The 14,724-nt window shown below is 71.6% G+C and carries 14 protein-coding genes and 1 pseudogene; 2 read left to right on the top strand and 13 right to left on the bottom strand.

The genetic code is table 11. The features are described from left to right. Positions 1-68 precede the first annotated feature (68 nt). From UK82_RS23285 to UK82_RS23265, 6 genes and pseudogenes are all read right to left on the bottom strand, one after another. Entirely contained in the window at positions 69-1,466 is a 1,398-nt protein-coding gene (locus UK82_RS23285; protein WP_055409307.1) for an NAD(P)/FAD-dependent oxidoreductase, read from the bottom strand. A gap of 4 nt (positions 1,467-1,470) precedes the next feature. Beyond that, a pseudogene (locus tag UK82_RS39735) lies at positions 1,471-1,793 on the bottom strand (short-chain dehydrogenase); the annotation flags it as partial. A 1-nt stretch (position 1,794) separates the two neighbouring features. Continuing rightward, on the bottom strand, positions 1,795-2,430 hold a 636-nt coding region (locus UK82_RS23280), incomplete at its 3' end, for an oxidoreductase (RefSeq protein WP_236706340.1). Positions 2,431-2,478: 48 nt separating this feature from the next. Next, positions 2,479-2,748 carry an acyl carrier protein gene (locus UK82_RS23275; RefSeq protein ID WP_055409302.1) on the bottom strand — a complete coding sequence of 90 codons (270 nt, stop codon included), beginning with the start codon at positions 2,746-2,748 and terminating at the stop codon, positions 2,479-2,481. A 33-nt stretch (positions 2,749-2,781) separates the two neighbouring features. Next, the gene (locus tag UK82_RS23270) at positions 2,782-3,705 is read right to left on the bottom strand and encodes a beta-ketoacyl-ACP synthase III (protein WP_055409300.1); all 924 of its coding nucleotides are present in this window, start codon (positions 3,703-3,705) and stop codon (positions 2,782-2,784) included. A gap of 272 nt (positions 3,706-3,977) precedes the next feature. After that, a complete protein-coding gene (locus UK82_RS23265) occupies positions 3,978-4,883 on the bottom strand; it encodes an SDR family NAD(P)-dependent oxidoreductase (protein ID WP_161849159.1) in 906 nt (301 codons plus the stop codon). A gap of 105 nt (positions 4,884-4,988) precedes the next feature. Between UK82_RS23265 and UK82_RS23260 the strand changes: the two genes are divergently transcribed. Continuing rightward, positions 4,989-5,522, top strand: coding sequence for a PadR family transcriptional regulator (locus UK82_RS23260; RefSeq protein WP_055409296.1), 534 nt, complete (start codon positions 4,989-4,991; stop codon positions 5,520-5,522). 57 nt (positions 5,523-5,579) lie between these two features. Here the strand turns inward: UK82_RS23260 and UK82_RS43190 are convergent, their stop codons facing one another. The 6 genes from UK82_RS43190 to UK82_RS23230 form a co-directional block, all read right to left on the bottom strand. Next, the gene (locus tag UK82_RS43190) at positions 5,580-5,999 is read right to left on the bottom strand and encodes a BBE domain-containing protein (RefSeq protein WP_396230626.1); all 420 of its coding nucleotides are present in this window, start codon (positions 5,997-5,999) and stop codon (positions 5,580-5,582) included. A 220-nt stretch (positions 6,000-6,219) separates the two neighbouring features. Further along, positions 6,220-7,214: FAD-binding oxidoreductase (locus tag UK82_RS43185; protein WP_396230623.1), on the bottom strand; the 995-nt coding region annotated here is incomplete at its 3' end. A 438-nt stretch (positions 7,215-7,652) separates the two neighbouring features. Continuing rightward, on the bottom strand, positions 7,653-8,309 hold the full coding sequence (locus tag UK82_RS23250) for a TetR/AcrR family transcriptional regulator (RefSeq protein WP_201784235.1): 657 nt from the start codon (positions 8,307-8,309) through the stop codon (positions 7,653-7,655). A gap of 96 nt (positions 8,310-8,405) precedes the next feature. Next, positions 8,406-9,239, bottom strand: a complete 834-nt coding sequence (locus UK82_RS23245) for an enoyl-CoA hydratase/isomerase family protein (protein WP_083507318.1) — start codon at positions 9,237-9,239, stop codon at positions 8,406-8,408. Next, complete coding sequence (locus UK82_RS23240; RefSeq protein ID WP_055409292.1) at positions 9,236-10,282, bottom strand: LLM class F420-dependent oxidoreductase; 1,047 nt, start codon at positions 10,280-10,282, stop codon at positions 9,236-9,238. The genes UK82_RS23245 and UK82_RS23240 overlap by 4 nt, the downstream gene beginning before the upstream one ends. Positions 10,283-11,175: 893 nt before the next feature. After that, on the bottom strand, positions 11,176-12,009 hold the full coding sequence (locus UK82_RS23230; RefSeq protein ID WP_055409287.1) for a DNA-binding transcriptional regulator: 834 nt from the start codon (positions 12,007-12,009) through the stop codon (positions 11,176-11,178). Positions 12,010-12,149: 140 nt separating this feature from the next. On the opposite strand from UK82_RS23230, the gene UK82_RS23225 reads away from it, so the two are divergent. Further along, the gene (locus UK82_RS23225; RefSeq protein ID WP_055409285.1) at positions 12,150-13,133 is read left to right on the top strand and encodes an SDR family NAD(P)-dependent oxidoreductase; all 984 of its coding nucleotides are present in this window, start codon (positions 12,150-12,152) and stop codon (positions 13,131-13,133) included. A gap of 432 nt (positions 13,134-13,565) precedes the next feature. Here UK82_RS23225 and UK82_RS23220 read toward each other — a convergent pair whose 3' ends face one another. Continuing rightward, positions 13,566-14,537 carry an aldo/keto reductase gene (locus tag UK82_RS23220; RefSeq protein WP_055409283.1) on the bottom strand — a complete coding sequence of 324 codons (972 nt, stop codon included), beginning with the start codon at positions 14,535-14,537 and terminating at the stop codon, positions 13,566-13,568. Positions 14,538-14,724: the final 187 nt, after the last annotated feature.

Raw genomic sequence — 14,724 nt, 5'->3', positions numbered from 1 at the left:
ACTCCCGCGGCGCCGCGAAGGGCGCCGCGGGCAGGCGCCAGTGTGGAGCCGAGTACCCGGGGCTGGTTCTAGGCGAGCTGTTCCAGGGTTGTCGACAGGGCGGCGACGACCTCGCCGGCGGCCCGCTCGCCCGAGGTCAACGCACCGTCCATGCCGCCGTAGTTCGCCAGGGCCGTCTCGGCACCGGCCCAGTGGATGCGGCCGGTCGGCTTCCGCAGATCGCGCACCGGTCCGGTCATCGACCCGGGCGTGGCGATGCCGAAGTAGCAGCCGCGGGTCCATTCCTCCGCCGCCCAGTCCTTCTCCAGGTACCGGCGGGGCTGGGCGGCCGCCCCTCCGAACAGCCGGGCGAAGGAGGCGAGTACCGCGGCCCGCCGCTCGGCGGGCGGTCGGACGGCCAAGGCACGGGCGCGGTCGCCGGGCACGAAGCCCACCAGCACGCCCGGCCGCCCCTCCGGGGGTGAGTTGTCGAAGGTGCCGGTGACCGGCCCCTCCATGCTCAGTGCCCGCCCGGACAGACCTCGGTCCCGCCAGAACGGTGCGTCGTACACGGCGGCGACCTTGATGATGTGCCCCATCGGCAGGGCCGCGATCGCCTGGTGGCGCGCCGCCGGCAGCGGCGGGTCGAAACCGATCCGAGCGACCAGTGCCGGCGGCACGGTGACGATGACCCGCCGGGCCCGGACACGACCGCCGATGGCATCCACCTCGACCCGCTCTCCGAGGTCGCGGATCCCGGTGACGGCGCACTCGCGGACCACGCGCCCGTCGAGCTCGGCGGCGAGGTGGGCGGGCAGCAGATGCGAGCCGCCGGCGACCCGCAGACCGAGGTCCGTGGTCGTCGTCGCGTCGAAGCTTCCGGCCGCCCCGATGTGGGCGAGGGCCTGCAGCATCGTGAGCTGGTGCGCTTCGGCACCCCAGACTGTGGCGATGGCGGTCTGCAGGACCGACCGCCCCTCGGCGGTGCGGGTCGCTCGGTCCAGCCAGGCAGAGACTGTCATGCGCGACCATTCCTCAGCCCGGGCTGCCTGCCACGGCGCGTCGGGCGGAACGGTGCGAGCCTGGCGGTCGAGCCGCAGGCGCGCCAGCCCCACGTCCAGCAGTGCGGCCGGGCGTAGCGGGGGGACCCTGCCCCGTTGCCGGCGGACCTCGCCCGAGACCTCCAGCAGGTCATTGCCCTCGTCGTAGGTCGGGAACAGCTCGATGCCGGCCTCGGCGGCGAGCGCCTGGGCCCGCTTGTTCCGGCCCGCCAGCCACTGGCCGCCCAGCTCGACGTCGATTCCCTCCGCCACCGACTCGCCCACGACCCGTCCGCCGACCCGGTCGCGGGCCTCCAGGACAAGCGGTTCCAGACCGGCCCGCAGCGCGACCCGGGCGGCCGTCAGCCCAGCCAGACCGGCGCCGACCACGACGACGTCGACCTCGTCCGGCAGTGTCCTCGCGCGCGGCGGCGCATCCCCGACCATCGGGTCAGGCCCGCGTGGTGTTGGTCGCGAAGGTGTAATGGATCCCCGTCAGGGCCTCGGAGACCTCCCACAGGCGTGCGGCCGTCTCGGGGTCGCGAGCCCGCCTGCTCGACTTGGCGAAGCCCGGGTATCCCCGGTAACCCATCAACCGGGACGGCCCGACGAACGCGCCGCCGGGCAGGTCGGGCACGGTCGACGCGCACAGGATCGGCAGCGCGCCCATCCTCGGGCTGAGGGCGAAGACCTTGTTGTTGGCGGCCATCATCGCCCGCATCGCACCCTTCTGCCCGCTGAGCTGAAGGTTGGTCGCGGCATACCCCGGGTGTGNGGCGATGCTACGCAGCCTCCCGCCGGCCCGGCGGTCGAGCTCGAAGGCGAACAGCAGGTTGGCGAGCTTGGACTGGAAGTACGCGCCGTAGCGGCGGTACCGTCGCTCGCTCTGTAGATCGTCGAACCTGATGCGGCCGTATGCGTGCAGTGTGCTGCTCACCGTGACGACCCGAGGGTCACGGGAAGCCAGCAGGTTCGGCAGCAGCACTCCGGTGAGGGCGAAGTGGCCGAAGTGGTTGGTGCCGAGCTGCAGCTCGAAGCCGTCGGCGGTCGCCCGCTTGGGCGTGGCCATCACACCGGCGTTGTTGACGAGCACGTCGAGCCGGTCGTGATCCCGGCCGAAGGCGGAGGCGAACTTGCGCACCGAGCCGAGGTCCGCCAGGTCGAGCGCCTGCACCTCGACGTCCGCGCCGGGGGTCGCGGCCCGGATAGCGGCGGCCGATTCCTCGCCACGGCCGGCGTCCCGGCAGGCCAGGACGACCCGGGCGCCCGCCCCCGCCAGCTCACGCGCGGTGACGAGTCCCAGGCCGCCGTTCGCGCCGGTGACAATCACAGTACGACCGGTCTGATCACCGATCGCGTCTTCGCTCCACTTCTTCTGGATGACCCGTGGGTTTCCGCCGTGGTTCGCCATTTTCCTCTCCCTGACTATCCCGATCACCCGACTCGGATGATCACATTTTTAGGTCGCCGGCGAGGTCACCGCATCCGGGCCGCCGGCCATCCGCCGCACCGCGGACTCCAGCTCGCCGATGGTGGCGAGATCGGTCAACACGTCGGCGGGCATTCTGGAGCCGAGCCTCTCCTCGACAGCGGTCGCAATCTCGACGACCGTCAGCGAGTCGAGGTCGAGGTCGGTGAAGGTGGTGGTGCGGTCAATCCCGTCCAGCTCGATCCGGGCGATTTCGCGGACGACTGACCGCAGAATGTCGAGAATGTGGTCCGTGGACATGGTCGCTACCTCCGCAGATGTCGTGAGGGCAGATCAGGACAGTCGGATGATCTGGCCGGCCCAACTGAGGCCAGCGCCGAAGGACAGCAGGAGCACCAGGTCCCCCCTCCTGACCCGCTGCTCCGCGAGAAGACGGGTCACCGCGAGGGGCACCGACGCGGCCGACGTGTTGCCGGCGTTCACGACGTCGGACGCGACGACGGCGTCGGGAGCGGCAACCTGCTTGGCGATGGCGTCGACGATCCGCAGGTTGGCCTGGTGCGGAACGATCGCGGCCAGCTCCGTGGGATCGACCCCGGCCGCCTCGCACACCTGCAGGGCCAGCGGGGCGACGTGGGTGGTCGCCCACCGGTAGACGTTGCGGCCGTCCATCCGAAGGGCCCAGTCGCCTTCGGGGACGGCGATGAAGCCGGCACCGGTCCCGTCGCTGCCCCATACGACCGGCCCGATGTCGGGCGTGTCCGAGGGGCCGACGACGGCCGCGCCGGCACCGTCGCCGAACAGGACGCAGACGCCGGGATCGGCCCAGTCGAGCCACTCGGCGGTGAAGCGCTCCGAGCCGACGACGAGCACATGGCGAGCCGCCCCGCGGCCGAGGAGACCGGCCGCGACCTCGAGCCCGGTGCAGAAGCCGGAGCACGCGGCGTTCAGGTCGAACGCCGCCGGCGAACCGCAGCCGAGCTGCGCGGCGACCGTGGCCGCTCCGCCCGGGATGGCGCGCGGAATCGTGCAGGTCGCGAGGATGACGGCGTCGAGATCACGCGGGCCCAGGCCGCTCGCGGCCAGCGCCTTGCCGCCGGCCTCCACGGCCATGGACACCACGGTGTCATCGGAGCCCGCGACGTGGCGTTGCTCGATCCCGGTCCGCGACTGGATCCACTGGTCGCTCGTGTCGACCGTACGGGACAGCTCCGTGTTGGTCATCACCCTCGGCGGCCGGTAGTCGCCGAAGCCCATCAGACGGGCGTGCGGAGAGCCGCTGCGAACGTTCACGCGCCCGCACCCCGCCGGCCTGCGGCGGGGGCCGCGACCAGCACGCCGTCCAGGTCTGCCGGAAGACGGCCCAGCAGGACCGCGGGTGATTGTCGCCTGCCGGTTACGCGCATAGAACTCCCTTTCCGTCAGCCGCTTGTACCGGCAATACTGACCAGCATCGCCCGCCTCATACAATGGTGGCCGTTGTACTGGTGTCGACGCTGTCAGGAGCCACGGAGATCTCGCCGAAGAATTCACCCCGCCGATGGCGGGGACGGGCTCGGGAGCGGGAGAAACTGTCCTACCATGTCCTCGGTCAGATCCCACATCCGCCGCGCGGCGTCCGCGTCGTACGAGGGCCCGGAGGATGGAGTCACCTGAGTGAGGTCGTAATAGGAGCCGTCGGTGTCCACCGTCGGGTCGGTGGCCAGATACTGGATGGCCTTCGCCGCCCGGCGCGGCGAGGACGCAAACGCCATGACCGACAGCACGTAGGTCCGCGGGAAGTCGCGACCGATCTCCGTGCGGGTCAGTCCGGGGTTCATCGCGTTCACAGTCGCTCGACCGCCGTGACGGCGCGCCAGCTCGTAGACGAAGTAGAGGTTCGCCAGCTTCGACCGGCTGTAGGCGAGAAACGGATCGTAGCCACGCAGGTGGTGCAGGTCGGTGAAGTCGATCCTGGGCTCGACATGCCCGCCCAGGCTGGTGTGGTGGCCGACGCTGTTGACGCAGACCACCCGCGGACGCCCACCGCCCGGTCCCGGCACCTCACCGGCCATCAGCAGCGGCCACAGCCGGGCGGTGAGCGCGAACGGCCCGAGGTGGTGGACGGCCAGGTTGAGCTCCCACCCCTTGCTGGTGAGGATGTGACGCGGCTGGAGTACGCCGGCATTGTGGATCAGAACGTCGACTCGGTCAGCGCCCGCCGCGACCCGGCCCGTCACCTCCTCCCAGCCGGCCGGCTCGGCGACGTCGGCGAGGACCGTCACGACCTCCCCGCTCGAGCGGGCGAGTTCGGCGCGCAGGGACTCGGCCTTGCGCGGATCGCGGCCCACGGCGAAGAGCCGATGGCCCTCGGACGCCAGCCTGTCGGCGAGCACCCGCCCGATCCCGGCGGTAGCACCGGTCAGGACGATGACAAGTGTTGGACTACGCACCATCTTCGGTCTTCCCATCGGCCAATGACATGTCAGACACGACATGTCGCCTTGCACAACCTGCCGGCAATATCGCGTCCTGTCAAGTGCGACATGTACAGTCCAGCCATGTCGTTGCACCACGCCCTGCTGGGGCTGCTCGCCGAGGGGCCAGCCAGCGGGTACGACCTGACGGCGCGCTTCCAGGAGGTGCTCGGCCACGTCTGGCCGGCGAAGCACCCGGCGATCTACGGCGAGCTGGCCCGGCTGGTCGAGGCGGGACTGATCGAGGTCGAGAGCGAGGGGCCGCGACGACGCAAGGCCTACCGGATCACCCCGGAGGGTCTGACCGAGGTGCGAACCTGGCTCACCGCCGGCGAGGTCGACCACACCCTGCGCCTGGAGCCGGTGCTGCGGTCGTGTTTCTTCTGGCTTATGGAGCCGGAGGATCTGCGCGACTACCTGGAGCGCGAGACGGAGTACTTCCGCTCGCTGGTCGCGAAGTACACCGAGTACGCGGAGGCGAAGGACCGAGGCGACTTCGGCGCGGGCGCCCGCGTGCAGTCGCTGCGGGTGACGGTGGAGGCGGGCATTCGGCTCTATCAGGCCCTGGCCGACTGGGCGGACTGGGCGCAGCAGGTGCCACTCGCCCAGTCGGACTAGAACCGACGCCATGCAATGCCGGCCCGGCGGCCAGACCTGCGGCGCCGGGCCGGTGGACTACGGCAGCGCGACCGACTGGGAGTGCCGGAACACGTTTCCGGGGTCCCAGCGGGCTTTCACCTTCCGCAGCCTCGGGTAGTTGTTGCCGTAGTAGAGCGTCGAGAACGGAGCACCCGACTTGTTGATCGACGCGTCGACGATGTCGGGATCGGGATTGTTGATGTAGCAGCCGTCGGTCTGTTCGTTCGGCACCGGGTAGCCGCCAGTGCCCTGGAACGTCTGACTGTAGACGTCGCGCAGCCAGCCGAGGTGGGTCGCATCCTCGGCGGGACTGATCCAGAAGTTCTCGAAAAGGGCGTAGACCACCGCGCTCCGGTGGGCCGTCGCCGTCGCCGTCGGAGCGACGGCGTTGATCTGGCCGCCGAACCCGGATAGCTGCAGCGTCGCGTTCGGGTTGGTGTAGTCCGCGCGCAACATGTTCTTGCGAATCGCCGAGATCTGCTCATCACTGAATGATGTACGCAGGTAGGCCGACTTGACCGCGCTCCGCAGCGTGGGGTCATAGAGGAGGGCGGGATTGCTGGTGCCGACAAGCTTCGTGGACGCGAGCCAGGCCACCGGCCGGGCCGGGAATGGTGTCGTGATTCCGGTGTCGGCCAGCAGGGCCGTCCGGTAGTCGGCGAGCATCGCATTGGCNTCGGGAGCACCCGCGTCGAGCTGGGTGACGAGCTGGACGCCGCCCGAGGCCCCCTGACGGATGAACATGACCCCAGAAAGCGCCGTGTGCGGCGAGGTCGGAGCGCTGTTCTGCTCGTGCCAGCGGCAGAAGTTGCGCACAAGCGTGGTGAATGCCGCCTCGTCCAGGGCGCTCCAGGGCACCGGCACCGAGCTGAGTAGTACCTGGGACGGCGGGCGCGGTAGCGCTGCGGCCGGCGCGGTTCCCGCCGCCGACGCCGAGCGGAACCAGTAGCGCGTGACGACGCCGAAGTTCCCGCCGCCCCCTCCGGTTGTGGCCCACCACAGGTCGTTGTTCGGATCGGATGCGTCGCGCGAGGCGACCACCACACGCGCCGTGTGGCCGTCGTCCACGACCACCATCTCGACCGCCTCGATGTGGTCGGCGACCAGCCCGAACCGCCTGCTCAGCAGCCCGAAACCGCCTCCGCTTGCGTGCCCGCCGATCCCGACCGTCGGGCAGACACCACCCGGGATCGTCACGCCCCACCCGCGGTAGAGCGCCTCGTAGAGGGACTCGAGCTGGGTTCCGGCGCCGACGGCGAAGGCATGTCGTCGATCATCGTAGGACACCCCGTTCAGAGCGGAGAGGTCGAGAAGTATCTTGACCTCGGGATTGCTCACGAAGTCGGCGTAGCAGTGGCCGCCGCTTCGGATCGACAGCCGCCGCCCTGTCTGGACGGCGTCCTGGACGACCTCGACGACCTGCGGGGCGGAGGCGGCCAGGCGGACGGCGTCCGGAGCGGCGACCCACCGCTGGTTCACCCCCCGAACCAGTTCCGGATATCGCGCGTCGGCCGCCGTCACCGAGACAGGTCCGACGGTTTCGCGCCCGGCCGCGGCAGTGGCCACCGTCGTGGTGGCGGCCCGTGCCGTGGCGACCGGAGTCCCGATCCCGGCCGCGGCAGTGGCCGCCGCTCCACCAAGGAGTATTCGTCTCCTACTGACCTCGCTCATTCTTGCCGCCTCTCAGCATGACGGGTTCAGTGATCACGATTTTTGTCCCGCTCCAAAATTCCCGGACCGAGATCATCGAAATTTCCCCAGATGACTTCTGCCCGCGCCACGGACCCGACAAGGAACTGCCACAGGGTTTCCGGGCGGCCCGGCACGGAGCACATTAGCACGTGTCGGTGACGGCGATGAGCGCCCCCGCCATTACTTTGTGGCGGCATCAGCACCTCGGCGGCGAAGCAAAGAGGAAATTGCAAAGGCACGGGTCGCCGCCGCAGTGGACCCGGCCGGAGCGGCATTGCCTGAAAAACTCGACCGACGGACGCGCGCCCGGCGCGTCCGGAAAGGTGACACGCCCGAAGGGACGTGCTCAGGCCGCCACACCACGGCGGCGGAGGGGACACGGCGCACGAGGTGGGCCCCGCACCCGCCAGATCGACTTCACGGCGGGGTAGACGGCTCGTGCTGGACGCGGAGGACCGCGATGACGGCCTGAGCCAGGCGACGTGCCGCGTCGGGCGTCAGGGGCGAGTGGCCCACCAGGATCGAATACCAGAAAACGCCGTAGGCGACGTCGACGCCCAAGTCGAGGTCGGCCTCGGCGGGCAGCTCACCGCGGTCCCGGGCGCGAGCGAGGATCGTCCTCAGCACGCGCCGCCGGGCTGCCGTGAACCGCTGTAGGGCGTCGGCGACCGCGGGGTCGTGCAGCGCCTCGGCCACGATATGGCGCAACAGCGCTGCCGTGGTCGGGTCGGCGCCGAGCGCAAAGGTCGCGGCGAGGAAGACGTCGAGATCGCCCAGCAGGGAACCGGAGTCGGGTTGAGGCACGTCGGCGCGGGCGCGTTCGGCCAGCGCCTCCAGCACGACCGCGCCCTTGGACGGCCACCATCGGTAGATGGTCTGCCGGCCCACCCCGGCCGCCGAGGCGATGCCCTCCATCGTCAGCGGCGGATGGTCGGGCCGGCCGAGCAGATCCAGAACCGCGTCCAGCACGGCGCGGCGCACCGAATCGTTGCGCCGCCGCCCCGTGTGGGGACGGGCCGGGGAGGCTGCGGCAGGCGTCGCCGACGGGTGCGGCGTCGCTTTGATGTCCCTCACGCGGTGGAGTCTAGCGTTTGCCGACACACATCGTCTCGACAAATAGTTCAGATCAGTCCGATGCCGCTCCGGCAGGCCCCTGGCCGGCCTGCCGGATCAGGAGTCGGTCCAGCGAGGCTCGCGCCGTTCGAGGAAGGCGGCCACCGCCTCCGGGTTGTCCGCGGTGGTGGAGGCGAGGACCTGGGTGCGGTTCTCCAGGTTGATCGCCGCGTCCAGGCCGGGGATCTCCAGCGTCGACCACATCACCTGCTTGGTCATGTAGACGCCGAACGGCGAGTTGGCGCGGATGAGCCGCGCGGTCTGCAGCGCGCGCTCCAGCAACGCGTCGTCGGGCACGACGTCGACGACGAGGCCGATGCGCAGCGCCTCCTCGGCGTCGATGATCCGGCCGGTGAGCAGCAGCTCGTGCGCCCGTCCGACGCCGACGACCCGGTTGAGCAGCCAGCCGGTGCCCATGTCGCAGCCGGACAGCCCGACGCGGGCGAACGCCGCGGAGAAGCGCGCCGACGCGGCGGCGAGGCGGACGTCGCAGCCGAGCGTGAACGCCAGACCGCCGCCGGTCGCCGGCCCGTTGACCGCCGCGATCACCGGCTTGGACAGCGCCCGCAGCCGGCTCGTCGTCCGCGAGTACTGCTCCTGGATCTGGAAGGTACCGACGGGGCCTGGCCGCGGCTCGAACGGCTCCGGGAGGTCCGGATCCCCGCCGCGCAGGTCCGCGCCGGCGCAGAAGCCGCGGCCCGCGCCGGTCAGGATCACCACCCGGCAGGACCGGTCTGCGTCGACCTCGTCGAGGCGGCGGTGCAGCGCGTCGACGAGCGCCGGGGTGATGGCGTTGAACCGCGCCGGCCGGTTGAGCCGCAGGAGCTGCACGCCGTCCTCGACGACCTCCCGCTGCACCAGGTCCACCCCGGCCCCGCCAGGCGAGCTCACAGCGTCGCGCCGCTGGTCGCCGGGTCGGCGCCGAGGGCGGGCACGGCGCGCAGCGCACCGACCAGCTCGCGGACCTCGTCGGCACCGAACGACGGCGGCGGGGTGAACGACAGCCGCGTCGCCAGGCCCGCGAAGCGCTCGGCGATGCGGGCGGGGACCTCGGCGGGCGGGGCGACGACGGCGAACGCCTCGACGACGTCGTCGTCGATCAGGGTGGCCATCTCCGCCCACCGGTTCTGCTTCGACAGCACGGTGAGCTCGGCGCCGAGGTCGCCCCAGCCGTGCAGGTCCAGCACCGGCCGGTAGGCGGGCGTCGAGCCGTAGAACGAGATCTGCCCGCGGATCGTCGCCAGGCCCTCGACGATCTCCTGCTCGGTTCCGGTGGCGAGGAAGGCGCCGGCGACGACGTCGAAGCCGGTCAGGTCGAGCCCGGCGCGGCGCCGGCCCTCGGCCAGCGCCGGCAGGGTGTGCTCGCGGATCCAGCGCGCGGTGGTGAAACCGTGGCAGAGGAAACCGTCGGCGACCTCGCCGGCGACCCGGGTCATCACGTCGCCGACGCCGGCCAGCAGCACCCGCGGCGGCCCGTAGGCGTGCGGCGCCGGGACGAACGTCGGCGGCATCAGGGTGTGCCGGTAGTACTCGCCCTCGAACGACAGCGGCGTTCCGTCCGCCCAGCTCGTCCACGCGGCCCGCATCGCCAGGATGAACTCGCGCATCTGCGGCCCGGGGCGGCCCCACGGCATCGAGAACCGCCGGGTGATGTGCGCCTTGACCTGCGACCCCAGCCCCAGCACGAACCGGCCGCCGGAGAACCGCTGCAGGTCGTGCGTGGTGTAGGCCAGCGACATCGGCGAGCGGGAGAGCGCCACCGCGATCGACGTGCCCAGCTCGATGGTCGACGTGGCGTCGGCGGCGAGCGTCAGCGGCAGGAACGGATCCTGGTTGACCTCGGACGCCCACACACCGTCGTAGCCGGCCTCCTGCGCCGCACGGGCATTGCGCGTCGCCTGTTCCAGCGTGCCCAGAGCTCCGTCGATCTTCATGCGTGTCCTTCCGCGGGGCGCGCCCGGCGGCCACCCGGCCGCAGCCGTCCGTCGACCGAGAAGCTAACAGAACCGGTCCGCTGCGGCCATCGGTTGTTATCTGTTGCCGCGCTACCCCGCGCGGGGCCCCACCGCTCCCCCACCGGCCATGGCGCGACCGGTCATACTGATCTTTAACGTGCGGTGCCGGTGGATGGATCATGATGATGGCTCCGCAGTCGGTCCGGTGACGGCGAGGTGCCCTCCGGGCAGATCAGGATGGTGCCAGACCGGCCCGCGGACGGCTGCCGGCCGGCGCACAATCCCGACCCCGACCCCGACCCCGACTGATGATCGAGGTGTTCCGCGGAACCGCGCCACGGCCATCACGCTTCCGTCACCGGGCCGGCGCACGGTTCGGCTGCGCTTCCGCTGGTGCTGGTGCTGTCCCCGTGTGCTGCCGGGACGCGACCGTCACGGTCGCTGCTGTCGCGTCCGCACGGTTCTTTGCCGGTCCGGTCCGGGTCGGGTCCGGTCCGGGTCGGGTCGGGTCGGGTCGACGATTACGTCGCGTGGCCGGCGAGGGGGGCCGGGGGCGGGGGTGTGCAGGGGAACGGCGCCATCCGGTCCTTGTGTAGGGACAAATCGGACGCGGAACCCGCCAGAGCGACCAGGTAGGCGCTCTCCCATGCATCCACCCTGAACACCCCACCGCCGCCGCCACGATCTGTGATCACCACCACGGCCACGGCCGCAGCCACGGAGTACGGTCATTTTCGGATTCCGCGGAACCGGAACCGGGCGGGATCCGCTCCAGTCCGACCCGGTGAATCAAAGATCAGTAGCGGGCCCGGTCTGGACGCGGCCAGACTGGACGCGGCCAGACCGGACGCGGCCAGACCGGACGCGGCCGGTCACGCGATGCCGAGCGTGTGGCGGACCTGTGCGGTCGCGCGCCCGTCGAGGCCGCCGTGGGCGGTCGCGTAGGTGTCGACGACCTGCTCGCGCAGGGCGCGGGCCTCGGCCGGCAGGAACTCGGGTGGCAGCTCCGGGTCCCGGTAGACGAGTTCGCGGTAGTCATGGGTGAGCCGCATCCACCACAGCAGCGCCTCCGGCGGAGTCAGGGCGTCGCGGGAGCCGGCGGCGCGCAGCGGCGCGAAGCGGGCGACGAACGCACTGTAACGCTGGGTGAGCGAGCCGAGATCCCAGCAGCGGTGCAGGATCGCGTCGACGTCGGCGAGCGCCGAGGGGCGGCCGACGAAGACGTCGACCAGTCCGGCCAGGTCAAGCGACTCGACCAGGTCCTTGACCTCGTCCTCGCAGGCCCGCGCGGCGACCCAGGTCGTCTCCCGCAGCCGGCCGAAGCCGAGGTAGGCCAGCGCGCTCTTCATCCGCCGCCGGGTCGAGCGCAGCTCGTCGGGCACCGAGGCGAGCACGATCGTCCACGAGCCGTCCCAGCCCACCGACCGGCCGAAACTCTCCACCCGGCCGCCGACCGAGGTGACCGTCTCGGCCATCTGCCGGCCGAGACGGTAGCTGGTCTGGCGGCCGTCGCGGCGGCGTTCGAGCGAGCCGTCCGCGCACAGCCGCGACAACCCCACCCGGGTCGCCCCCGCCGCGTAACCCGCGGTGGCAAGCAGGTCGACGAGACCCGCACCGGACGCGAACGGGCGCGCCGGCAGCGCGGTGCCGATCAGCAGCGGCACCCAGCTCTGCGCCGACACGCCCGGAAACTCACCGGCCGCCATCACCGCAGTGTACGAACGCCCGCCGCGGTGGCGGATCGATTGACGCGTGGGCGCGGGCGCGCCTAGAACCCGGACATGGACCGTATTCGACGTCACACCCGACGAGGCCAGGAGTCTCGCCATCCGTCCGAGGAGGCGAGGTGAGCGCCGGCACCGGCCGGCTCGCCGGCCGTACCGCGATCGTCACCGGGGCCAGCCGCGGCCTGGGCCGGGCCATCGCGCTGGCCTTCGCCCACGAGGGCGCCGCGGTCGCCGTGGTCGCGCGCACCGAGGCGCAGTGGGACGCGCGTCTGCCCGGCACCGTGCACGAGGTCGTCGAGGAGATCGTCCAGGAGGGCGGTCGGGCGCTGGCCGTCCCGGCCGACCTGTCCCGGCCCGCCGACGTCGAACGCATCGTCGAGGTGACCCGTGCCCACCTCGGCCCCGTCGACCTGCTGGTGAACAACGCCGCCCTGACCGTCCCGGGCCGCCCACCCGCGCAGCCCGAGGCCAAGGCCTCCCCAGGCAAGGCATCCCCAGGCGCCGCCGCCGCATCCGGCGCGCCGACCACCACGGACGCGCCGCGCGACGCCGCTCCGGCAGGGCCCGTCGGGTCGCCGGCACCGTCCGGAGCGCCGGGGCGGATGCCGAACTGGGCGTCGTTCCTGAACTTCCCGCTCAAGGGCCTGCGGATGCATTTCGAGATCGGGCTGTTCGCCTCCTACCGGCTCATGCAGCTCGTGCTCCCCGACATGATCGACCTGGGTCGGGGATCGATCGTGAACATCAGCTCGGTGGCCGGGTTCATCCCCGGCGAGGGGCCCTACGCCGCTCCCGGCACGCCCGGCCCGATCGCCTACGGCGGCAACAAGGCGGCGCTGCACCACCTGACCCAGGCCGTCGCGATCGAGGCGCAGGCCTACGGGATCGCGGTGAACGTCCTCTCGCCGTCGGAGCCCGTCATCACCCCCGGCAACCTGGTCGCCGCCGCCGGGGAGTCCGACTGGGCCAGCCCCGAGGACTTCGCCGAGGCCACCGTCCTGGTCGCGCTCGCCGACCCGGCGACGACCAACGGCCAGCTGCTGTGGAGCGACGACATGCTGCACCCCGACCTGGGCCGCCGCGGCTGGCTGCGCCCCACCTAGCCAGGCGGGTGGCGGCCCGAATCCGCTGGCAACGACGCGCACCCAACCTCGGCGATCATGGTGTTCCGCGGAACCGCGTCCGCGTCCGATCTTGGCGTCGGTCTCGGCCACGAGATCGGTGATCAAGGTGTTCCGCGGAACACCCGCCGCGGTCCTCACGCGAGCGCCGCCGGGCATCCGGTTCGGCCCGGGTCGGGTCAGGTCGATGGTGACGTTCCGTGGCCGGCGAGGGGGTCGGGAGCGGGGGTGTGCGTGGGAACAGCGCCACGTGGTCGTTGGGTATGGACAAACCGGACGCCGAACCCACCAGAAGAACCACGCTGGTCGCTCTCCCACGCACCCACCCCGACCACTCCACCACCGCCGCCACGCTCCGCGATCCCCGCCGCGTGCCGCGGCCCGCCAACCACGGCGTAGCTGAGACCTACCGGTCTAGTTGAAGCCGGCGATGGGGTGGGGGGTGTAGGGCTTCTCGAGCTGGGCCCGCTCGTCCTCGGTGAGCTCCAGCTCCACGGCGGCGACGGCGTCGTCGAGGTGGGACAGCTTCGTCGCCCCGATGATCGGCGCGGCGACCTGGGGGCGGCCGAGCAGCCAGGCGAGCGCCACCTGGGCGCGGGGCACGCCGCGGTCGGCCGCGATGCGCGCCACCTCGTCGACGATGGCCCGGTCGCCCTCGACGTAGAGCGTGCGGCCGAACTCGTCGGTCTCGGTGCGCGCGGTCGTCGCGTCCCAGTCGCGGGTCAGGCGGCCGCGGGCCAGCGGGCTCCACGGGATGACGCCGACGCCCTGGTCGGCGCACAGCGGGAGCATCTCCCGCTCTTCCTCCCGGTAGATCAGGTTGTAGTGGTTCTGCATGGTCGCGAACCGGGTCCAGCCGTGGGAGTCGGCGACGAACAGCGCTTTGGCGAACTGCCAGCCGTACATGGACGAGGCGCCGATGTAGCGGGCCTTGCCGGCCTTCACCACGTCGTGCAGGGCCTCCAGCGTCTCCTCGATCGGGGTGCGCGGATCCCAGCGGTGGATCTGGTAGAGGTCGACGTAGTCGGTGCCGAGCCGCGTCAGGCTCGCGTCGATCTCGCTCATGATCGCCTTGCGGGACAGGCCGCGGCCGTTCGGACCGCGCCGCATCGGCCCGTGGACCTTGGTGGCCAGCACGATCTCGTCCCGGTTGGCGTACTCGGCCAGCGCCCGCCCGGTGATCTCCTCGCTGCTGCCGGCCGAGTAGACGTTCGCCGTGTCGAAGAAGTTGACGCCGGCCTCGATCGCCCGGCGGAAGAACGGCCGGGCGGCGTCCTCGTCCAGCGACCACGGGTGGGCGCCTCGGCCCGGTTCGCCGTAGCTCATGCAGCCCAGACAGATGCGGGACACGTCCAGCCCCGTCGAGCCGAGCTTCGTGTACTTCACCGTGCCTCCTAACAGCCGTCGCCGACCAGCATCCGTCGCCGACCCGGCCTCGTCGCCGGCGTACAGCCTCGTCGCCGGCGTACAGCCTCGTCGCCGGCGCCCGGTCGCGTCCGCGGGGAACGCGACCGGGTGCCGGCGGCCGGTCTACATCCTGCCGGTGGCAGACCGGACCGGGCCCGAACCTCGC

The organism is Frankia sp. ACN1ag (genome assembly GCF_001414035.1).
GTDB classification, from domain to species: domain Bacteria; phylum Actinomycetota; class Actinomycetes; order Frankiales; family Frankiaceae; genus Frankia; species Frankia torreyi.
The sequence above is the reverse complement of the archived record's forward strand: the minus strand, read 5'-3'. Positions and strand labels throughout refer to the sequence as shown.